This is a genomic window from Streptomyces sp. NPDC046887, from assembly GCF_040644755.1.
In the GTDB taxonomy this organism is placed as follows: domain Bacteria; phylum Actinomycetota; class Actinomycetes; order Streptomycetales; family Streptomycetaceae; genus Streptomyces; species Streptomyces lichenis.
Map to the genome: position 1 here is coordinate 261,137 of NZ_JBEYXH010000003.1, position 17,698 is coordinate 278,834.

Annotated in this window: 15 protein-coding genes and 1 riboswitch; of the genes, 5 read left to right on the plus strand and 10 right to left on the minus strand. The window is 74.3% G+C overall.

Features of this window, described 5'->3' with window-relative positions:
• Positions 1-221: 221 nt before the first annotated feature.
• Together ABZ945_RS05915 and ABZ945_RS05920 are read left to right on the plus strand one after the other, a co-directional pair.
• Complete coding sequence (locus tag ABZ945_RS05915) at positions 222-1,586, plus strand: hemolysin family protein (RefSeq protein WP_361264482.1); 1,365 nt, start codon at positions 222-224, stop codon at positions 1,584-1,586.
• Entirely contained in the window at positions 1,583-2,608 is a 1,026-nt protein-coding gene (locus tag ABZ945_RS05920; protein WP_361264485.1) for a hemolysin family protein, read from the plus strand. Before ABZ945_RS05915 ends, ABZ945_RS05920 begins: the two co-directional genes overlap by 4 nt.
• Positions 2,609-2,710: 102 nt before the next feature.
• On the opposite strand, the gene ABZ945_RS05925 is transcribed toward ABZ945_RS05920, so the two are convergent.
• The 7 genes from ABZ945_RS05925 to ABZ945_RS05955 form a co-directional block, all read right to left on the minus strand.
• Complete coding sequence (locus tag ABZ945_RS05925; RefSeq protein ID WP_361264488.1) at positions 2,711-3,442, minus strand: alpha/beta hydrolase; 732 nt, start codon at positions 3,440-3,442, stop codon at positions 2,711-2,713.
• A 187-nt stretch (positions 3,443-3,629) separates the two neighbouring features.
• Positions 3,630-3,965 carry an alpha-amylase gene (locus ABZ945_RS05930; protein ID WP_361264491.1) on the minus strand — a complete coding sequence of 112 codons (336 nt, stop codon included), beginning with the start codon at positions 3,963-3,965 and terminating at the stop codon, positions 3,630-3,632.
• Between the two features lie 206 nt (positions 3,966-4,171).
• Positions 4,172-5,407, minus strand: a complete 1,236-nt coding sequence (locus ABZ945_RS05935; RefSeq protein ID WP_361264494.1) for an acyl-CoA dehydrogenase — start codon at positions 5,405-5,407, stop codon at positions 4,172-4,174.
• 444 nt (positions 5,408-5,851) lie between these two features.
• Positions 5,852-6,310, minus strand: coding sequence for an Rrf2 family transcriptional regulator (locus tag ABZ945_RS05940; RefSeq protein WP_248635831.1), 459 nt, complete (start codon positions 6,308-6,310; stop codon positions 5,852-5,854).
• An 18-nt stretch (positions 6,311-6,328) separates the two neighbouring features.
• A complete protein-coding gene (locus ABZ945_RS05945; protein ID WP_361264498.1) occupies positions 6,329-6,853 on the minus strand; it encodes a molybdopterin-dependent oxidoreductase in 525 nt (174 codons plus the stop codon).
• 299 nt (positions 6,854-7,152) lie between these two features.
• Positions 7,153-10,074 carry a molybdopterin cofactor-binding domain-containing protein gene (locus ABZ945_RS05950; RefSeq protein ID WP_361264501.1) on the minus strand — a complete coding sequence of 974 codons (2,922 nt, stop codon included), beginning with the start codon at positions 10,072-10,074 and terminating at the stop codon, positions 7,153-7,155.
• Entirely contained in the window at positions 10,071-10,910 is an 840-nt protein-coding gene (locus ABZ945_RS05955) for an FAD binding domain-containing protein (protein WP_361264503.1), read from the minus strand. Before ABZ945_RS05955 ends, ABZ945_RS05950 begins: the two co-directional genes overlap by 4 nt.
• Before the next feature lie 240 nt (positions 10,911-11,150).
• Between ABZ945_RS05955 and ABZ945_RS05960 the strand changes: the two genes are divergently transcribed.
• Positions 11,151-12,788 carry a helix-turn-helix domain-containing protein gene (locus ABZ945_RS05960; protein ID WP_361264505.1) on the plus strand — a complete coding sequence of 546 codons (1,638 nt, stop codon included), beginning with the start codon at positions 11,151-11,153 and terminating at the stop codon, positions 12,786-12,788.
• A gap of 172 nt (positions 12,789-12,960) precedes the next feature.
• Here ABZ945_RS05960 and ABZ945_RS05965 read toward each other — a convergent pair whose 3' ends face one another.
• The 3 genes from ABZ945_RS05965 to ABZ945_RS05975 form a co-directional block, all read right to left on the minus strand.
• Complete coding sequence (locus tag ABZ945_RS05965; protein ID WP_361264508.1) at positions 12,961-13,356, minus strand: helix-turn-helix transcriptional regulator; 396 nt, start codon at positions 13,354-13,356, stop codon at positions 12,961-12,963.
• Positions 13,357-13,371: 15 nt separating this feature from the next.
• Entirely contained in the window at positions 13,372-13,731 is a 360-nt protein-coding gene (tatA, locus tag ABZ945_RS05970) for a twin-arginine translocase TatA/TatE family subunit (protein WP_361264511.1), read from the minus strand.
• A gap of 139 nt (positions 13,732-13,870) precedes the next feature.
• Complete coding sequence (locus ABZ945_RS05975; RefSeq protein ID WP_361264514.1) at positions 13,871-14,812, minus strand: aminoglycoside phosphotransferase family protein; 942 nt, start codon at positions 14,810-14,812, stop codon at positions 13,871-13,873.
• A 207-nt stretch (positions 14,813-15,019) separates the two neighbouring features.
• Here ABZ945_RS05975 and ABZ945_RS05980 point away from each other — a divergent pair, with 207 nt between their 5' ends.
• Positions 15,020-15,232 carry a DUF4287 domain-containing protein gene (locus ABZ945_RS05980; RefSeq protein ID WP_361264517.1) on the plus strand — a complete coding sequence of 71 codons (213 nt, stop codon included), beginning with the start codon at positions 15,020-15,022 and terminating at the stop codon, positions 15,230-15,232.
• A gap of 90 nt (positions 15,233-15,322) precedes the next feature.
• Positions 15,323-15,517, plus strand: a riboswitch (cobalamin riboswitch).
• Positions 15,518-16,193: 676 nt separating this feature from the next.
• Positions 16,194-17,693: a CoA-acylating methylmalonate-semialdehyde dehydrogenase gene (locus ABZ945_RS05985; RefSeq protein ID WP_361264685.1), complete on the plus strand. Its 1,500-nt coding sequence runs from the start codon at positions 16,194-16,196 to the stop codon at positions 17,691-17,693.
• The last annotated feature ends 5 nt before the right edge of the window (positions 17,694-17,698 follow it).

Here is a 17,698-nt window from a genome sequence, read left to right on the forward strand (position 1 = left end):
CCTCGGTGACCAAGGGGGGACTCCCACTTTTTGGCGATTCCTTTACAGTGGCTGTAGAAGCCGCGACGCACAGCGGCTTCCTCGCGCGCGGGTGCCTCTTCCCGCCCGCCCCCACCCACACCACCGACAAGGAGCCACGGACCCGCGATGGGTGAACCTCCCAGTACCAGCCGTGCCACCGCCCGCCCGCACGATTCGAGCCGGGGAACGGGGGTGGCACGGTGACCGAGGTCCTGCTGCTGCTCGCCGCCCTGGCCCTCACTCTCGCGTGCGCGGTGTTCGTGGCCGCCGAGTTCTCCCTGACCACCGTCGAGCGGGGCGAGCTGGAACGCTCGGCCGCCGCCGGTGAGCGCGGCGCGTCGAGCGCCCTGGCGGCCGTACGCAAGCTGACGCTCCAGCTCTCCGGGGCGCAGCTCGGCATCACGGTCACCTCCCTGGTCATCGGCATGCTGGCCGAGCCGTCCTTCGCCGCCCTGCTGGGCGGACCGCTGCGGGCCATCGGCCTGGGCGCCGCCGCCTCCTCCGTCGCCACCGTGCTGGGCGTCGCCCTGTCCACGGTGGTGCTGATGGTCATCGGCGAGCTGGTGCCGAAGAACTGGGCGATCTCCCGCCCGCTGGCGGTCGCCCGGGTGGTGGCCACCCCGCAGCGCGGGTTCACCGCGGCCTTCGGCCCGTTCATCCGCCACCTCAACTCCACCGCCAACCGGTTCGTGCGCCGCGTCGGCCTGGAGCCGGCCGAGGAGCTGGCCTCCGCCCGTACGCCGGAGGAACTGGTCGCGCTGGCCGAGCACTCGGCACGCGAGGGCGCCCTGGAGGAGGACTCGGCCGAGCTGTTCGTCCGCACCCTGCACCTGGGCGAGCTGACCGCGCAGAACGTGATGACCCCGCGGGTGGAGGTGCTGGCGCTGGAGGCCGGCGCCACCGCCGCCGACGCCGCGAACCTCACCCTCGCCACCGGTCTGTCCCGCTTCCCGGTCTACCGGCAGAGCCTGGACGAGGTGGTCGGCACCGTGCACATCCGCGATGTGCTCGCGCTGCCCGCCGACCGGCGGGCCACCACCCCGGTCACCGCGCTGGCCAGCCCGCCGCTGCTGGTGCCCGACTCCCTGCCGGCCGACCGCCTCCTGGAGCGGATGCGGGCCGAGCGGACCATGGCCGTCGTCATCGACGAGTACGGCGGCACGGCCGGTGTGGCCACGGTGGAGGACATCGTGGAGGAGGTCGTCGGCGAGGTGCGCGACGAGCACGACCCGCTGGAGGTCCCCGACCTGCTGCCGGCGCCCGCGACCGAGGACGGCCGGTCCACCTGGGAGGCGGACGGCAGCGTCCGGATAGACCAGCTGGCCGGGATCGGGCTGAGCGCGCCCAACGGCCCGTACGAGACGGTCGCCGGGCTGATCGCCAACCGGCTGGCCCGGATCCCGGCCCAGGGCGACACCGTGGAGGTGGCCGGCTGGAAGCTGGACGTCCTCGACGTCAGCCACCACCGCGCCGACCGGGTCCACATCACCGAGCCGGCCGGCGAGGCCGCCCCCGAGGTCCCGGTCGTGGCCGGGGCCCGCCGCCAGCTGGAGGAGGCCCGATGACCACCGTGCAGATCCTCATCGGCCTGCTCACCCTGCTGACCAACGCCTTCTTCGTGGCCGCCGAGTTCGCGCTGATCTCGGTGCGCCGCGCGCAGATCGAACCGGCCGCCAAGCAGGGCGACAAGCGCGCCCGGACCACCCTGTGGGGCTTGGAGCACATCTCCCAGATGATGGCCACCGCCCAGCTCGGCATCACCGTCTCCTCGCTGGTGCTGGGCGCGGTCGCCGAACCGGCCATCGCGCATCTGCTGGAGCCGGTGTTCGCGGCCGTCAGCGTGCCGGACGCGCTGGTCCACCCGATCGCCTTCGTGATCGCGCTGGCCGCCGCCACCTACGCCCATATGCTCATCGGCGAGATGGTGCCCAAGAACATCGCGCTGGCCGCCCCGGCCCGGACCGCGCTGCTGCTCGGCCCGTCCCTGGTGGCGATCACCCGGGCCCTCAAGCCGTTCGTCTTCGCCATCAACGCCTTCGCCAACACCCTGCTGCGGCTGATCAAGGTGGAGCCGAAGGACGAGGTGGAGTCGGCCTTCACCGACGACGAACTGGCCCGGATGGTGGCCGACTCCAGCGACGCGGGCCTGCTCGACCCGGCCGACGGCGAGCGGCTGCGGGACGCCCTGGAGCTGGGCACCCGGCCGGTCGGCGAGGTCCTGGTCGCGGCGCCCCGGATGCGCACGGTGCCGCACACCGTCACCCCGGACGAGCTGGAGCGGACGGCGGTGGAGGCCAAGTTCTCCCGCTTCCCGGTGACCGGCCCGTCCGGCGCGGTCCTCGGCTACCTGCACATCAAGGACACCCTGGGCGTCGCCGAACGGGACAAGCCGTTCCCCCGCTCGGCGCTGCACACCGTCACCCGGGTCGCCCTGGACACCCCGCTGGACGACACCCTCACCGCCCTGCGCGCCGCCGGCAGCCATCTGGCCGCCGTCACCGGCGAGGGCGGCGCGGTCATCGGGTACGTGACGATGGAGGACGTCCTGGAGGAACTGGTCGGCCCCGCCCCGGCCCCGGCCGGCTGAGCCGCCGGCAGCGGTACCGTGCCCGGCCCTCTCTGATCACCAGGGGGCCGGGCACGGCCGCGTCTGCGGCCCGGCGGCTACGTCAGGTGCCGGTGACGACGGCTACGTCAGGTGCCGGTCGTAGAACCGGAACCCGTCCTCCAGCTCGAACCACGGGGTGCCGGTGTGCCCGCCCAGGTTGGCGTGGAGCGTCTTCTCCCTGCTGCCGAAGGCGTCGAAGAGGTCCAGGGCCCGCTGCCGGGGGTTCCCCTCGTCGTCCCATTGCAGCAGGAACAGCAGCGGGATGCTGAGCCGCCGGGCCTCCTCGCGCTGGGCGCGGGGGACGTAACCCCCGGCGAAGAAGCCGGCGGCCGCGATGCGCGGCTCGGCCACCGCGAGGCGGATGCCCAGGGCGGTCCACCCCGAGTACCCGACCGGCCCGCCGATCCCGGGTAGCGCGAGGAGGGCGTCCAGGGTGGTCCGCCAGTCCGGGGCCGCCTGCTCCACCAGCGGGCCGACGAAGGCTTCAAAGACCCCCTCGTCCGCCTCGCCGGCCTGTACCGCCCGCCGGAAGTCCGCGCGGGCCCGCTCGTCGGCGTCGGAACGCGGCCGGTCGCCGCACCCGGCGGCGTCGATGGAGGCCACCGCGTAGCCGGCCGCCGCGGTGTGCCGGGCCCGGGCGACCAGCCGGGACTGCGCCTTGGGCAGGCCGTTGTTGTGGGCCATCAGGATCAGCGGGACGGGCGCGGCGGATGTGTCCGGCCCGGGCGTCCACAGGGTGCCGGGGATCTCGCCGAGGGTGAACTCGCGCTCGACGACGCCGTCGTCGAGGCGCTGTTCGGAGGTGAGGTGCATGGTCGTGCCTTTCGGGAGTGCGCTGAAGCGGCGCTCCCGGACGACCTATCGCCCGACCGCGACCCCGGAGGGGAGCACCCATGTCGATACTGCGTTCACGGGTAACACCTCCTCGGTCCTTCGCGGTCTGGCGAGAACCTAGCAGCGTCCGCCGTCGTCCGCCCGGCAATTTTTCGCGCCGGGTTCGCTACGAGGCGGCGGTGCACAGCCGTATCCCGGTGACCTCGTCGCCCTGGGTGCCGTAGCCGGGGAAGGTGACGGTCGCATCGGGGGCGACCGTACGGCAGGGCACCGACCAGCCCGAGCGGTACTCCACGGTCACCGTGTGCGCCGCACCGCAGCCGTTGGTGACCTGGGTGTAGCGCCAACTCGCCGAGAGGCCGAGGCAGGAGGGCGCGGAGGTGCTGCCGCCGGTTGCCTCGCCCGCCCCCGTGGCTGTCGCCGCCGCGCCCCCGGCGGCGTAGAGCAGCGCCGCGAGGCCGACGGCGACGATGCCCGTGCCCGTGGCCAGGGCCGTGGCCAAAGCCGTGCGGACGGAAGTCGGACGGACGGAAGTCGGACGGATGGATCCGCTGGATCGGCGCATGAGGTTCCCCTGCCTTCATCCGGTGAACGGTCGGCGCCAGCGTAGGAGCGCGCACGGTCGTTCTGTAACTACTTTCTGAAACTTTCAGAAAGTGGCTGGAAGTTGCCGGACGTTGCCGGAAGTGGCCGGCCGGGGTGTCGTCGTCAGTGGCGGTAGGCGGTGTTGAGGTAGTGGTCGCCGATGCCGCGGAGGAGGTGGGTGGGGGAGCGGTGGGCGGTGAGGGTGCGGGCGTTGCGCCAGTGGCGGTCCAGGCCGGGGGTGTCGGCGAGTTCGAGGACGCGGGCGGTGAGCTGGAGGGCGGCCCGGGTGGTGACGGACTCGGCGGTGGCGACCAGGGCGGCGATGTCGGCGGGCTGGTCGCCGTCGAGTACGGCACCGGGGGCGAGGGCGGCGGCCAGGGCGTCGGTGGCGCGCTCGACCACGGCGGTCGCGGTGTGGGTGGCGGAGGCGAGCTCGCCGAACGCGAGGAGGAGGTCGGGGTCCTCGGCGGGTGGGAGGGCGGCGGGATGGTGCGTCCGGTGGTGGGGGGTGTTGCGGCTGAGGTCGCGGGCCTCGGCGAGGGCGCCGTGCAGGATGCCCAGGCCGACATGGGCGAGCGCCAGCCGCAGGGCGGAGGGGGCGAGCGCGGTGAAGGGCGGGGTGGCCTCCTCGTCGGGCGGGCGGACGCCGACCACCTGCGGGGCGTCCACGGGGACGCCGTCAAAGGCGACCGTGCCCGCCCCGGCGACGCGCTGGCCCAGGCGGTCGGTGGCCGGTTCGACGCCGACCCCCGGGCGGTCGGCCGGCACCCGGACGAGCAGGACGTCACCGGTGACCGTACAGACGGCGTCCACCAGGAACTGGTCCGCCACGGTCACCGCGGTGTCCACCGCCCGGGTCCCGTGGAGCAGATAGGCGGCGCCCGTGGGGGTGAGGGTCAGCTCCGGGCCGCGCGCCGGGTCGGCGGCGGAGGCGTGCACCGTGCCGGCCCACAGCGGGCCGCCGTGGACGGCCGTCCGCTCCGGGGCGGGGGCGCGGTCGGCGGAGCCGTAGAAGCGCACGTCCCAGCCGTGGACGTAGTGCCGGGCCAGCAGTTCGCCGACGGCGCTGTCCGCCGCGGCCACCTCCTGGATCACCGCGCAGCCGGTACGCCAGTCGGTGCCGCGGCCCCGTCCCGGCGGGGTGAGCGCGGCGGGCAGCCCGGCGTCGCGGAGCCGGCCGGCCTCGTCCACCGGGGGCTTGCCCGCGTGGTCCCGGTCGACGGCGTCGGCGGCGAGGTCGTCGGCCACCTCCCGCGCGGTCCGGAGCAGTAACGGCCGCCCGGGGGAGTCGACCGGGGCCGGAGGGAGGGAGACCTCGGGGGCGGGGGACGGGGGTTCGCACGACAGGGCGGTGCTCATCGCGTGCTCCCTTCGGGGGCGGGGGTGGGGGACCCGGAGACGTCGGGGGAGGGGGCCGGGTCGGTGACCGGGTCGTGCGGCGGGGTGCGGACGTCGGTCAGCACGATGAGGCCGCCCACCGCGCCCGGGGCGCCGATCCGGGCGATGTGGAGGTGCCGCCGTATGCCATCCCCGGTTTGCGGTACGCGAGTTGGGCGCCGAGTCCGGCAGGTGCCGGCAGGAGGAGGGTGCTCACGGTCGGTCACCTCGCTCGGTTCGGGTGGTGCGCGGACGGGCGCTGCCGAATGGCAGAGTTTTCCTATCGGAAAGGTAGGGATATGGTCCGCGCGAGCCCGGTGGTACGGCAAGGGGCGCCCGTATGGCGGACGGCGCCGTCTCGATGGGAGAGAAGTGCCAGTTCGGAGCGGTCGGCCGACAGAAGCCCTCAGGGGTCGTCAGGGGTCGTCAGGGATTGGTCCAGGCGGCCGGGTTCTCGGTGAGGGCGTGCACCTCGGCGGGCAGGCGGCCGGAGGTGACATCCGCCAGGGTCACCCCTTCGAGGATCTGCCGGACATTGGCCCGGAGCGCGATCCACAGCGGCAGCAGCGACTCGGCGGGGCCGCTGTAGGAGAGTTCGGGCGGGCGGACGCCCCGTACCGAGACCAGGGGGCCGTCCACCGCCCGTACCACGTCCGCGATGCTGATCTCCGTCGCCGGTCGGGCGAGCCGGTAGCCGCCGTTCACCCCGCGCTGGCTGATGACCAGGCCGCCGCGCCGCATGTCGTTGAGGATGCCTTCGAGGAACTTGTGCGGGATGTCCTGGGCGTCGGCGATCGCCTCCGCCTTCAGGGGGCCGGTCGGGGACCCGGCCGCGAGCAGCAGGGCGGCCCGCACCGCGTAGTCCGCTCTGGCTGAGATCCGCATGGGGGCATTATGGGGGCTTTATCGAGGAGCGGCGGGCGGAGTCCCATCGAGGCCGCAGGCGCCGACCCAGACGCTGGTCACCGCGCTGATGTAGCGGGCGCCGCAGTGGTCGGTGGGCACCACCAGCTGGCAGCCGTCCGGATCGAGGTCGCGGTCGTCCATCCGGGTGGCGAGCAGCAGCGGGGCGTCGCCGAAGTCGGCGTCGATCTCGGCCCAGGAGAGCACCGTGTGGTGGCCGTCCCGGCCGCCGACCGCGACCAGGAAGCGTGAGCGGTCCTTGCGGCGGCGCGGGTCGAAGCGAGGCGCGGCGGCGGCCAGCACCTCGCGGAGCAGCGGCCCGTGGAAGGTGTGCCGGCGCGGCCCGCTCTGGGCGCAGTGGAAGACGACCTCGGCGCGGTGCCCGCTCCAGCGCGTGCGCAGCTCGGCCACGGTCAGGGTCAGCGGCCGGGCGACCTGCCCGTGCACCCGGAAGGGGCGGGCGGAGAGGGAGGGAGAGGGGGAGGGGACGGGGGTGGTGTCGGTGATGGGGGTGCGGGCGGTCATCGGGGTCCCCTCCGAACGGCGGGCGGGCGGCGGCCGGGGCGGTACGCCTCCGGCGCGGCTGACGCGGCTGGGCGGGGATTACCCGGCCGGGTCGATCGCCAATCCCGTATGTCAGTCAAAGGGCGCTTGTTACTTCGCAGTTGTGAGCTTGGTACGAGAGGAGGGCTCGTATTCCCGGTCTCATCCGCCGAGAGGCGCCAGCCGCCGGGCGGTCTCGTGCGTTGAGCGGTCCCGTCCGCCGGGCGGTCTCGTGCGCCGGGCGGTCCTGTTGGCCGAGCGGTCCCGTCCGCTGGGCGGTCTCAGTCGCCGGGATCCACCTCCGACCGCTTCGCCGCTCGGGCCATCGCCAGCCAGACCCGGTCCCGGGTGACCGGCAGCTCGGTGAACCGGATGCCCGTGGCGTCCCGCAGGGCGTTGGCGAAGGCGGGCGCCACCGGGTTGAACGGGCTCTCGCTCATCGACTTGGCGCCCAGCGGCCCGATGGCGTCCCGGGTCTCGGTGAAGTGGACCTCGGTGCGGGGCACATCGGCGTACTGCGGCAGCCGGTAGCGGCGGAAGGCAGCCGTGGTGACCTCCCCGCGCTCGTCGGTCCGGACGTGCTCGAAGAGGGTGGCGCCGAGCGCCTGGGCGACGCCGCCCTCGACCTGGCCCCGGCACTGCATCGGGTTCATCACCACCCCCGCGTCGGCGGCGTGCACGCTGCGCAGGATGCGGATCTCCCCGGTGTCCGGGTCCACCGCGACGCTGAACCACTGGGCGTTGAAGGCCACCGAGCGCGGGGTGCCGCCGAAGTGGCCGTCGGCGGACAGTTCCGCCAGGTGCCCGCTCGTGTGCGCCGCCTCGCACAGCTCCTTCAGGGTCACCGTACGGCCGGCGCAGTCCACCGACTCGGGCCCGAGGACGCAGAGATGGCGGGCGGCGGCGCTGAGGCGGGCGGCGTAGCCCCGCAGCCGTTCGGCCAGCGAGGTCGCGGCGAGCAGCACGGCCTTGCCGGCGACCACCGTGCCGGCCGAGCCGAAGGCGCCGGTGTCATGGCGGACGATGTCGGTGTCGGACTGGCGGATGGCGACCCGGTCCTCGGTGGTGGCCAGCGCCCCGGCGGCGAGCTGCTGGTGGACGGTGGTGGTGCCGTTGCCGAACTCGGCGGTACCCACGGCCACGTCGTAGCCGCCGTCGGGAAGCAGGGAGACCCGGGCGTCGGCGTGGTGGCCGCCGGGCGGGCTGGTGGCGATCATGGCGAGCGCGCTGCCCTGGCCGACCAGCCAGCCGTCCGGGACCTCGGCGGCGCCGGTGCCCTCGGCCCGGGCCCGGCGGACCACCGAGAGGCACTGGTCCAGACCGTAGGAGGCGATGTGCAGGTCCTCCTCTTCCTCACCGACGGGGCTCACCAGGTGGTCGCCGGGGCCGATGGCGTTCCGCTCCCGGATCACCAGCGGGTCCAGGCCCAGCCGGTGGGCGAGTTCGTCCATCACCGACTCCAGGGCGAAGAGCACCTGGCCGAGGCCGTAGCCGCGGAAGGCGCCCGCCGGGACGGAGTTGGTGTAGACGGCGAAGGCGTCCACCTTCTTGTGCGGGGCGCGGTAGACCGCGAAGGACTCGCCCACACTGTGGAACATCACGCCTGGCCCGTGGTTGCCGTACGCCCCGGTGTCGGAGACCACCCGCATCCGCAGCGCGGTGAGGGTGCCGTCGGCGCGGGCGCCGGCCTTGACGGTGACGGTGAACGGGTGGCGGGTGGTGGTCCCGTGGAACTGCTCGGCCCGGGTGAACTCCAGCTTCACCGGGCGGCGCAGCCGCAGCGCGGCGAGGACGGCGATGTCCTCGGTCAGCATCTCCTGCTTGCCGCCGAAGCCGCCGCCGACCCGGCCCGCCACCATCCGGACGTCCTCCTCCGGCAGGTCGTACAGGGCGCACAGGGCGCGGCGGGTCAGGAAGGGGGTCTGGGTGGAGGACCGTACGACCAGCCGTTCGGCGTCCCCCGGTTCCGTGGTCGGCCGCCGGCCGCCCGTCGGCTCCTCGGTCGGCCGCTCGCCGCCCCCCGACCCGTGCGGTTCCTCGCCACCTCCCGATCCACGCGGTTCGAAGTAGGCCACGCAGCCGTGGGTCTCCAGGCTGGCGTGCTGCACCCGCTGGGTGCGGAAGGTCTCCTCGTAGACCGCGTCCGCCTCGGCGAAGCCCGCCTCCACATCGCCGGTCTCGCCGTGCACCTCGCCGGCCACATTGACCTCGGCCCGGGCGATCCGCGCCTCGGGACCCTTGTCACCGTGCAGCGCGGGCGCGCCGGGCCGCATGGCCGCCTCCGGGTCGGTGACATACGGAAGTTGCTCGTAGACCACCTCCACCCTGCGGCACCCCTCCTCGGCCGCCTGCTCGCTCTCCGCGACCACGGCGGCCACCCGCTGTCCCACGTACCGGACGGTGGAGTCCAGCACCCGGGTGTCGTCCGGGTCCTCGGTGGGATGCTCATGGCGGGCGGAGGAGTAGAGGCGGTCCGGGGCGTCCTCGTGGGTGAACACGGCGACCACCCCGGGGACCCGGAGGGCGGCGGCGGTGTCGATGGCGGTGATCCGGGCGTGCGGGTGCGGTGAGCGCAGCAGCTTCATATGCAGCAGCCCGGGCACCTCGATGTCGAAGGTGTAGCGGGCGGTGCCGGTGACCACGTGGGGCCCGGCCGGTGCGCCGACCTTCCGCCCCACGGCGGCGCCCGCCTCCGGCCGCTCGGTGTGCTTCACCCCGCGTACGGCGTCCTCGATGGCGCGGTAGCCGGTGCAGCGGCAGAGGTTGCCCTTGAAGGCGCGCGGCAGGTCGTCCAGCTTGCCGTCGTCGTCCTCGGTGCCGCGCTCGGCCTCCAGGGCGGCGGTGGTCATCAGGAACCCGGCGGTGCAGAAGCCGCACTGGAACCCCTGGGCGTCCAGGAACCGCTGCTGTACGGGGTGGAGTTCGGCCCCCGGGGCCGCGGTGGGGCCGCCGGCCGGCGGGCGGGCGGGGGAGCACAGGCCCTCGACGGTGGTGACCGTACGGCCCTCGGCGCGGACGGCCGGGTAGACGCAGCTGTGCACCGGACGGCCGTCCACCTGCACGGTGCAGGCGCCGCAGTCGCCCGCGTCGCACCCCTTCTTCACGCCGAACCAGCCGCGCTCGCGCAGATAGGTGCGCAGGCACTGCCCAGCCCGCGGTTCCTCGCCGTGGGCCCGCCCGTTGACCCGGATGCCGAAGCTCATCGCGTACCGCCCTCTCCGCGGACGGGGTGCGCCAGCTCGCGGCGGACCTCCTCGGCGTACCGGAAGGCCATGTGCCGCCGCCACTCGGGCAGCCCGTGGATGTCGTCGAACCAGTCCTGCGCGCGGGTCGCGGCCGCCAGGGCGCCGCGCAGCCCGGCCGCGTCCGGTGGCAGCGGGAACCAGAGCCGGACCGGCCGTACGGTCGCGGCGGTCACCGTCACCGCGAGCGAGCCGTCCACCGGGTCCAGGGCCCCGATGACCAGGGCGGCGGAGCGGCCCAGCCCGTAGAGGGAGGCCTGGCGGAAGGCGGTACGGGAGGCGAGGGCACGGGCCGGGACGGTGACCGAGCGCAGCAACTCCCCCTCGCCCAGGTCCTTCAGGCCTGCCCCGGTGACGAAGTCGGCCGCCTTGACGCGCCGGAGGGAGCCGTCCTGGGCGCGCAGCAGGCAGACGCCGTCCAGGGCGGCGGTCAGCGAGATCATCGGGCCGGCGGGCAGGGCGTTGCAGAGGTTCCCGCCGACGGTCGCCATGTTCCAGATCTTGAACGAGGCGAGGAAGGCCCGGCAGCACTGCTCGACCAGCCCGGCCACCGGGGCCCGCAGGCTCCGCCCGAAGCGGGAGAGCTCGGTGATGGTGCAGGTCGCCGCGATCTCCAGGCCGCCGTCCGGCAGCGTGGTCAGCGGCCGCCAGCCCATCCGGCCGAGGTCCAGCAGCCGCCGTAGCCGGGGTTGCGGCTCGGAGAAGAGATAGGTGCCGCCGCCGAGCCAGGCGTCGCCCGGCCGCCAGGGGCCGCCGCGCCGGGCGTCGCGCACCTCGGTGATGGTGTTCAGGTCCATGGGCTTCCCGCCGATCGGTGGTACGGCCAGTGAAGCGGGGGCACCGGCCGAAGACGACTGGGCTGGAACACGGAAAACGCCAGGCGGAAACGGCACCCCGTTGGGTGATCACCCAAGAGCCCTTCCCGGGCCTCGACCTGGCACTTACAATCCTGAGCACCAGTTTCGCCTGGTGAATGTGAGATCGCGACGGATGAACGACCGATCACCCTCCACTCGGCCGAGGGAAGGGGGCAGGGCGTGCACGTCGGACACCTCCTCCAGCTCGACGGCCTCGGTCTCGACCTCGTCTGGGCCGAGGACGAGCTGCTGTCCCGGGAGATCGGCGGGGTCACCGCCACCGATCTGGAGGACCCGGCCCGCTTCCTCCAGTCCGGCGAGATCGTGCTCAGCGGCCTGGTCTGGTGGGCCCCCGGGGACGGCCGCGGCAAGATCGACCGGTTCGTCTCCGCGCTGCGCGGGGCGGGGGTGTCGGCGCTGCTCGCGGGCGAGGAGACGCACGGGGCGGTCCCCGGCGAACTGGCCGCGTCCTGCCGGGAGCACCGGGTGGCGCTGCTCGCCGTGCCCGCCCGCACCACCTTCCGGGCCGTCACCGAGGCGGTGTACCTGCGCCGGTGGGGCGATCTCAGCCGGTCGCCCAGCGTCCACTACGCGCTGCCCGGCGGCGTCCGCGCCGAGCTCGGCCGGCTGATCGACCGCGGGGCCGGTCCGGACGAGCTGCTGGAACGGGCCTTCGCCCACCTCGGCCCGCTGGCCGGCCATCTGCTCACCGCCACCGGCCGCACCGTCGCCCGCACCCCGGGCGCGCCCCCGCTGCCGCCCGACCGCGCGGCCGCGGTGATCCCCCGAGCATCGTCGGCGCCCGGCGGGCCCGCCTCTCCGGCGACCACGCTGCGGGTACGGGCGGAGGCGGGGACCCCGTACGACACCTGGTACCTCCATGTGCCGGGCGCCGCCGAGGCACCGCCCCGGGTGCTGCACGAGATCGCCGACGTGCTGGCCCAGTACCGGCAGGCGCTCACCGGCCGCCACGCGGTGCGCCGCCGGGCCGCCGGTGAGCTGGTCCGGCTGCTGGCCGCGCCCGCGCCCGACCCGGAGGCACTGGCGGCCGCCCTCGCGGCGGCGGGGCTGCCGGGCGACGGCGGCCCGTACCGGCTGGTCGTCGCGGAGGCGGCGGAGACGGCGGAGAGGGCGGAGAGGGCGGAGAGGGCGAAGGCTGGGGAGCCGCGCCCGCCGACCGGCGCCGAGAAGACGCTCACGGAGAGGACGCCCACCGAGGGGGCGCTCGCGGAGGCGCTGGCGCTGCTGGGGCCGGTCGCCTTCGCGGTGGCCCCGGCCGGGCGCGGTGAGGCGGTCGCCGTGGTGCGTACCGACCCGGAGGCCGACGCCGAGACGCCGGCCCGGCTCGCCGCCCTCTGGCCGCTGGTCCTGGGCGCCCGCCCGGAGGTGCCGCTGTACGCGGGGATCAGCCTGCCCGCAGCCGGGCCGGGCGCGCTGTCCACCGCGCTGTCCCAGGCGCGCTACGCACGGGACGCGGCCCGGGCGACCGCCCCCGAGACCGGCGGTGTGCGGGCGGCCGACGAACTGACCACGCTGCCGGCGCTGCTGACCGGGATGCCCACCGCCGTACGGGAGGTCTTCAGCGCCCGCACCCTCGGCCCCCTCCTGGACGGAGGCTCACCCGGGCACGCCACCCTGCTGCGCACCCTGGAGGCCTTCCTCGCCCACAACTGCTCCTGGGCGCGCACCGCCGAGGCGCTCCATCTGCACGTCAACACCGTGCACTACCGCATCCGCCGCATCCAGGATCTGACCGGCCGGGACCTGACCCGGCTGGACCACAAGCTCGACCTCTACGCGGCGCTGCTCTGCCGCTGAGACCGCCGGCGCCCGCCCAGCGGGCCGCCGGCGTAAGGACGCGGTTCCGCCCCCACCGTCGCCGGGGGCGGCACCGCCCGGCCCCGCCCCCTCCGTCGCTGGGGGCGGGGCCTCTTCATGCGCGCCTTCCCGTACGACCGGTCACCTACGGCCCTTCACGTACGCCGAAGTGTCAGACCAGGTCGATATGGACGTTGGTGGACTTCACCCGGGCGGTCACGGTCACCCCGACCTCGATCCCCAGCTCCTCCACCGCCTCACGGGTCACCACGGACACCACCCGGTGGGGGCCGCACTGCACCTCGACCCGCGCGGCGACCTCATCCACCGCGAGCCCGGTGACGATCCCGGCGAAGGAGTTGCGCACCGAGGTGACCACGCTGTCCGGCACCTGGTGGGCGCCGCGCGCCCGCTCGGTGGCGAAGGCGGCGAGCCCGACCCCGTCGATCACCCGGTTGCCGGTCCCGTCCCGGTCCATGCGCAGCCGCCCGCTGTCGGCCCATCTGCGCACGGTCTCCGGGCTGACGCCCAGGAGCCGGGCGGCCTGTCCAATGCTGTACGACGGCATCCGTGCACTGTAGGGCTACGGCTGCCGCCGCGCCCCGTCCGGGTCGGCCGAGCCGATCCGCTCGCCCGGGTCCACGATCCGCCCCTGGAGCACCGGCCCACCGCCCTGGCCGCCGGGCCGCGCGGACTCCGGGCCACCGGCGGCGGTGTCCTGGGCCGGGCCACTCGCTGTACCGGGGCCGGTCGCCGCACCGGCACGAGGCTCGGCGACCGGCTCCGGCTCCGGCTCCGCGTTCTCGGCTTTCATGGCGCGCGCCTCGCTCTTGAGGATGCGGGCCGCCTTGCCGGCGTTGCGCGCCAGTTCGGGCAGCTTCTTGGCGCCGAACACGAGCAGGACGACGATCAGCAGTATCGCGAGCTCACTCAGTCCGAACACGGTCTCCGCCCTCCGGAACCATTCTGGGACCGTCGGTCTCCGGAGGCGCTCCGGCGGTTCTACGTTGCTGTAGAAGGTCCCTCTGAAAGGTCACTCTAGAAGTGCGGCCGAGACGGCGGCAAGGCGGCCCCCGCCGAGGTCAGCGACGCCCGCCCGCGTCGGCCTGGATGGCCCGCAGCCGGGCCCGGCACTCGGCGGCGAAGGCGGGGTAGCTGCGCCGGTAGTAGGCGAGCCCGCTGACGGCGACCGCGATGGCCCAGCCGCGGGCGCGGGTCCAGGTGGGGGTGTCGAGCGCCAGGGCGTCCCGGTAGGCGTCCCGGGCGGCCGGTGGCAGGTCCCAGACCGGGGCGTGCTCGGCGTCGGGGTGGCCCACCGAAAGCCCGCCGAAGTCGATGACCGCGGCCAGCGTGCCGCCCCGGACCAGGAGGTTGGCCGGTCTGAGGTCGCCGTGCAGCCAGCCCTGGGGCCCGGACGGCTCGGGCAGCGCGAGTGCCGCCCGCCACAACTCCTCCAGGGCGTCGAAGTCGAGTGCGGGGTCCGCTTCTTCGGACGCGGGGTCGGTCCCGGCGTGGGCGCGGCAGGCGGCCAGGTCCCGGGTGACCCACTCGTCGCAGGGGGCCAGGGTGCCGCCCCGGTACCAGTCGAGGTCCCCGCCGGCGCGGCTCGCGCCCATCAGGTCGGCGGTGTGGAGTCCGCGTACGAAGGTGGCCAGGTCCGCGCCGAAGGCGGCCCAGTCGTGCACGGTGTCCGGGCCCGGGTGCTCGCCGTCGATCCAGCGGTGCACCGACCAGGGGAGCGGGAAGGCCCCGGTGGGCGCCCCGGCATGGACGGGCTCGGGCACCCGGTGGGTCAGCAGCGGCGCCAGCCGGGGCAGCCAGGTCTGCTCCTTGCGCAGCGGCCGGGCCCGGTCGGCGTCCCGGGGTACGCGCACGAGCAGCTCGTCGCCGAGGCGGTACATGACGTTGTCGGTGCCCGAGCCCGCGGGCACCAGCGGCAGCCCGGCCCACTCCGGCCGCTCGGCCGCCAGCAGGGAGCGCACCAGTGGTACGTCGACGGGGACCTCGTTCAGATGCAGCTTCACCCGGCGCAGTCTGGTCGCGGGGCGGTACGGGATGCCACGGCTTTTCGCCCCCGGGCGGCGGGAGGCCGTACCCGGTGGATGTGACGCGGTGCACACCGCACAGCCGATGAGTCGGCGTCACTCCGCCGGTCATAGCGGGTGACACCACAAGATCCGCAGTCCCCCGCAGTGACGTGCGGAGGTTCGCAGAGACCGGAGGACCTCGTCATGGCCGACGCAGTGAAGGGCCCCGCCAGCTACTTCCCCTCGATCGAGAAGAAGTACGGCCGGCCCATCGCCGAATGGAAGGAGCTCATCCGCTCCTCGCCGCTGAGCAAGCACATGGAGCTGGTCTCCTGGCTGAAGTCCGAGCACGGTCTCGGTCACGGCCACGCCAACGCCCTGGTCGCCCACACCCTGGCCGAGGACAGCGGGAAGTGACCGGCGCCGAGGACCACGGTGGATGACCGGGCGTCCGCTCGCCCCGCCGCGCGCGGCGGGGTATGGACTTACTAGGACGTCCAACTATATCGTCGTGAAAAAGCCCGCGGTGCAGGGAAGCCGGTGTGAATCCGGCACGGTCCCGCCACTGTGACCGGGGAGCGCGTTACCGAAGAAGCTGCCGAAGAGGCAGGTCAGGCCACTGGTGGAGCCATCCGCTGGGAAGGCCGGGGAGCGTGCGCCGAACCGGGAGTCAGGATACCGGCCGCGGGGTGTTCCGTGTTGTCCACGAGGATGGAGCAGACACGCATGGCACCGGTCCGTACCCGTGACCCTGGTGATCCGGCGAGGCTTCCGCGCACCCCCGCGTACCGCGGCGTTGCCGCACCCCGGCCCGTACCCGCGCACCCCGGCGTAGCCGCGCTCCGGCACGTACCGGCGCTCCGGCACGTACCCACGTGCCCCGGCGTTCCCGCGTACCGGCGCGTACCCACGTACCTCTGCGTCCCCGCGCACCGGTACGCGGCCGTGAAGCGGCACGTACCTGCGCACCCGTGCGTTCCCGCGTACCGGCACGTACCCGCGTACCGGCACGAATCCGCGTACCGCGGCGTTCCCGCGCCCCGGTCCGTAGCCGTGCACCGGCACGTACCTGCGCACCCGTGCGTTCCCGCGCCCCGGCGCGCACCCGCGTCCCCGGGCGCCGGCGCGCACCCAGGCATGTCCGCGCACCCAGGCGCCTCCGGGCGTCCGGGCGGGTCCGTGCCTCCGGGCGCGACCGGGCATCCGTAGCCCCGCCCCCGCCCCTACCCCCGCGCCCGCCCCGCCCCCGATCCCCGCGCCTTCGTGTCCCGCGGCGGCCGATCGGCGTGCGCGCATCCGACCGGTGCGTCGCGCCGGGCTGCCGTGCCATGCCCGGATCACCCCTGACGTGAGTCTCACCCGACGAGAGCAGGCTTCCATGGTCCGCGAACTGACCCATTTCATCGGCGGAAAGCACACCCCCGGCACCTCCGGGCTGTATGCCGACGTCCACGACCCCAACACCGGCGAGGTCCAGGCCCGGGTGCCGCTGGCCGGCCGGGACGAAACCCTCGCCGCCATCGCCGACGCCGAGGCCGCGCAGCCCGAGTGGGCGGCGTGGAACCCGCAGCGCCGCGCCCGGGTCATGCTCCGCTTCCTCCAACTCATCGAGGGCGAGCGGGAGTCACTGGCCCGGCTGCTCTCCTCCGAGCACGGCAAGACGGTCGCCGACGCGCACGGCGACATCCAACGCGGGCTGGAAGTGGTCGAGTTCGCGGCCGGTATCCCGCATCTGCTCAAGGGCGAGTTCACCGACAACGCCGGCACCGGGATCGACGTCCACTCGCTGCGCGGGCCGCTCGGCGTGGTCGCCGGCATCACCCCGTTCAACTTCCCCGCGATGATCCCGCTCTGGAAGGCCGCGCCCGCGCTGGCCTGCGGCAACGCCTTCATCCTCAAGCCCTCCGAGCGCGACCCCTCGGTCCCGCTGCGGCTCGCCGAGCTCTTCCTGGAGGCGGGCCTGCCGCCCGGCGTGCTCAACGTGGTCAACGGCGGCAAGGAGACCGTGGACGTCCTGCTGGAGGACCCCCGCGTACGGGCGCTCGGCTTCGTCGGCTCCACACCGATCGCGGCGCATATCTACGCCACCGCCGCCAAGCACGGCAAGCGCGCCCAGTGCTTCGGCGGTGCCAAGAACCATATGATCGTCATGCCGGACGCCGATCTGGACCAGGCCGTGGACGCCCTGATCGGCGCCGGGTACGGCTCGGCCGGTGAGCGCTGTATGGCGATCTCGGTGGCCGTGCCGGTCGGCGAGGAGACCGCCGACGCCCTGGTGGCGAAGCTCAAGGAGCGGATCGCCACCCTGAGGATCGGCCGCTCCGACGACCCCGAGGCCGACTTCGGTCCGCTGGTCGGCCGGGACGCCCTGGAGCGGGTCACCCGCTATGTGGACATCGGCGTCAACGAGGGCGCCGAACTCGTCGTGGACGGACGGGGCTTCACTCTCCCCGGGCACGAGAACGGGTTCTTCGCCGGGGCCACCCTCTTCGACCGGGTCACCCCCTCCATGCGGATCTACCGCGAGGAGATCTTCGGCCCGGTGCTCTCGGTCGTGCGCGCCGCCGACTACGAGGAGGCGCTGCGGCTGCCCAGCGAGCACCCGTACGGCAACGGCGTGGCCATCTTCACCCGGGACGGGGACACCGCCCGCGACTTCACCCGCCGGGTGGACACCGGCATGGTCGGCGTCAACGTGCCCATCCCGGTCCCGGTGGCGTACCACACCTTCGGCGGCTGGAAGCGGTCCGGCTTCGGCGACCTCAACCAGCACGGACCGGACGCCATCCGCTTCTACACCCGCACCAAGACCGTGACCTCCCGCTGGCCCTCCGGGGTCAAGGAGGGCGCGAGCTTCACCATCCCCACGATGGGCTGACCGCG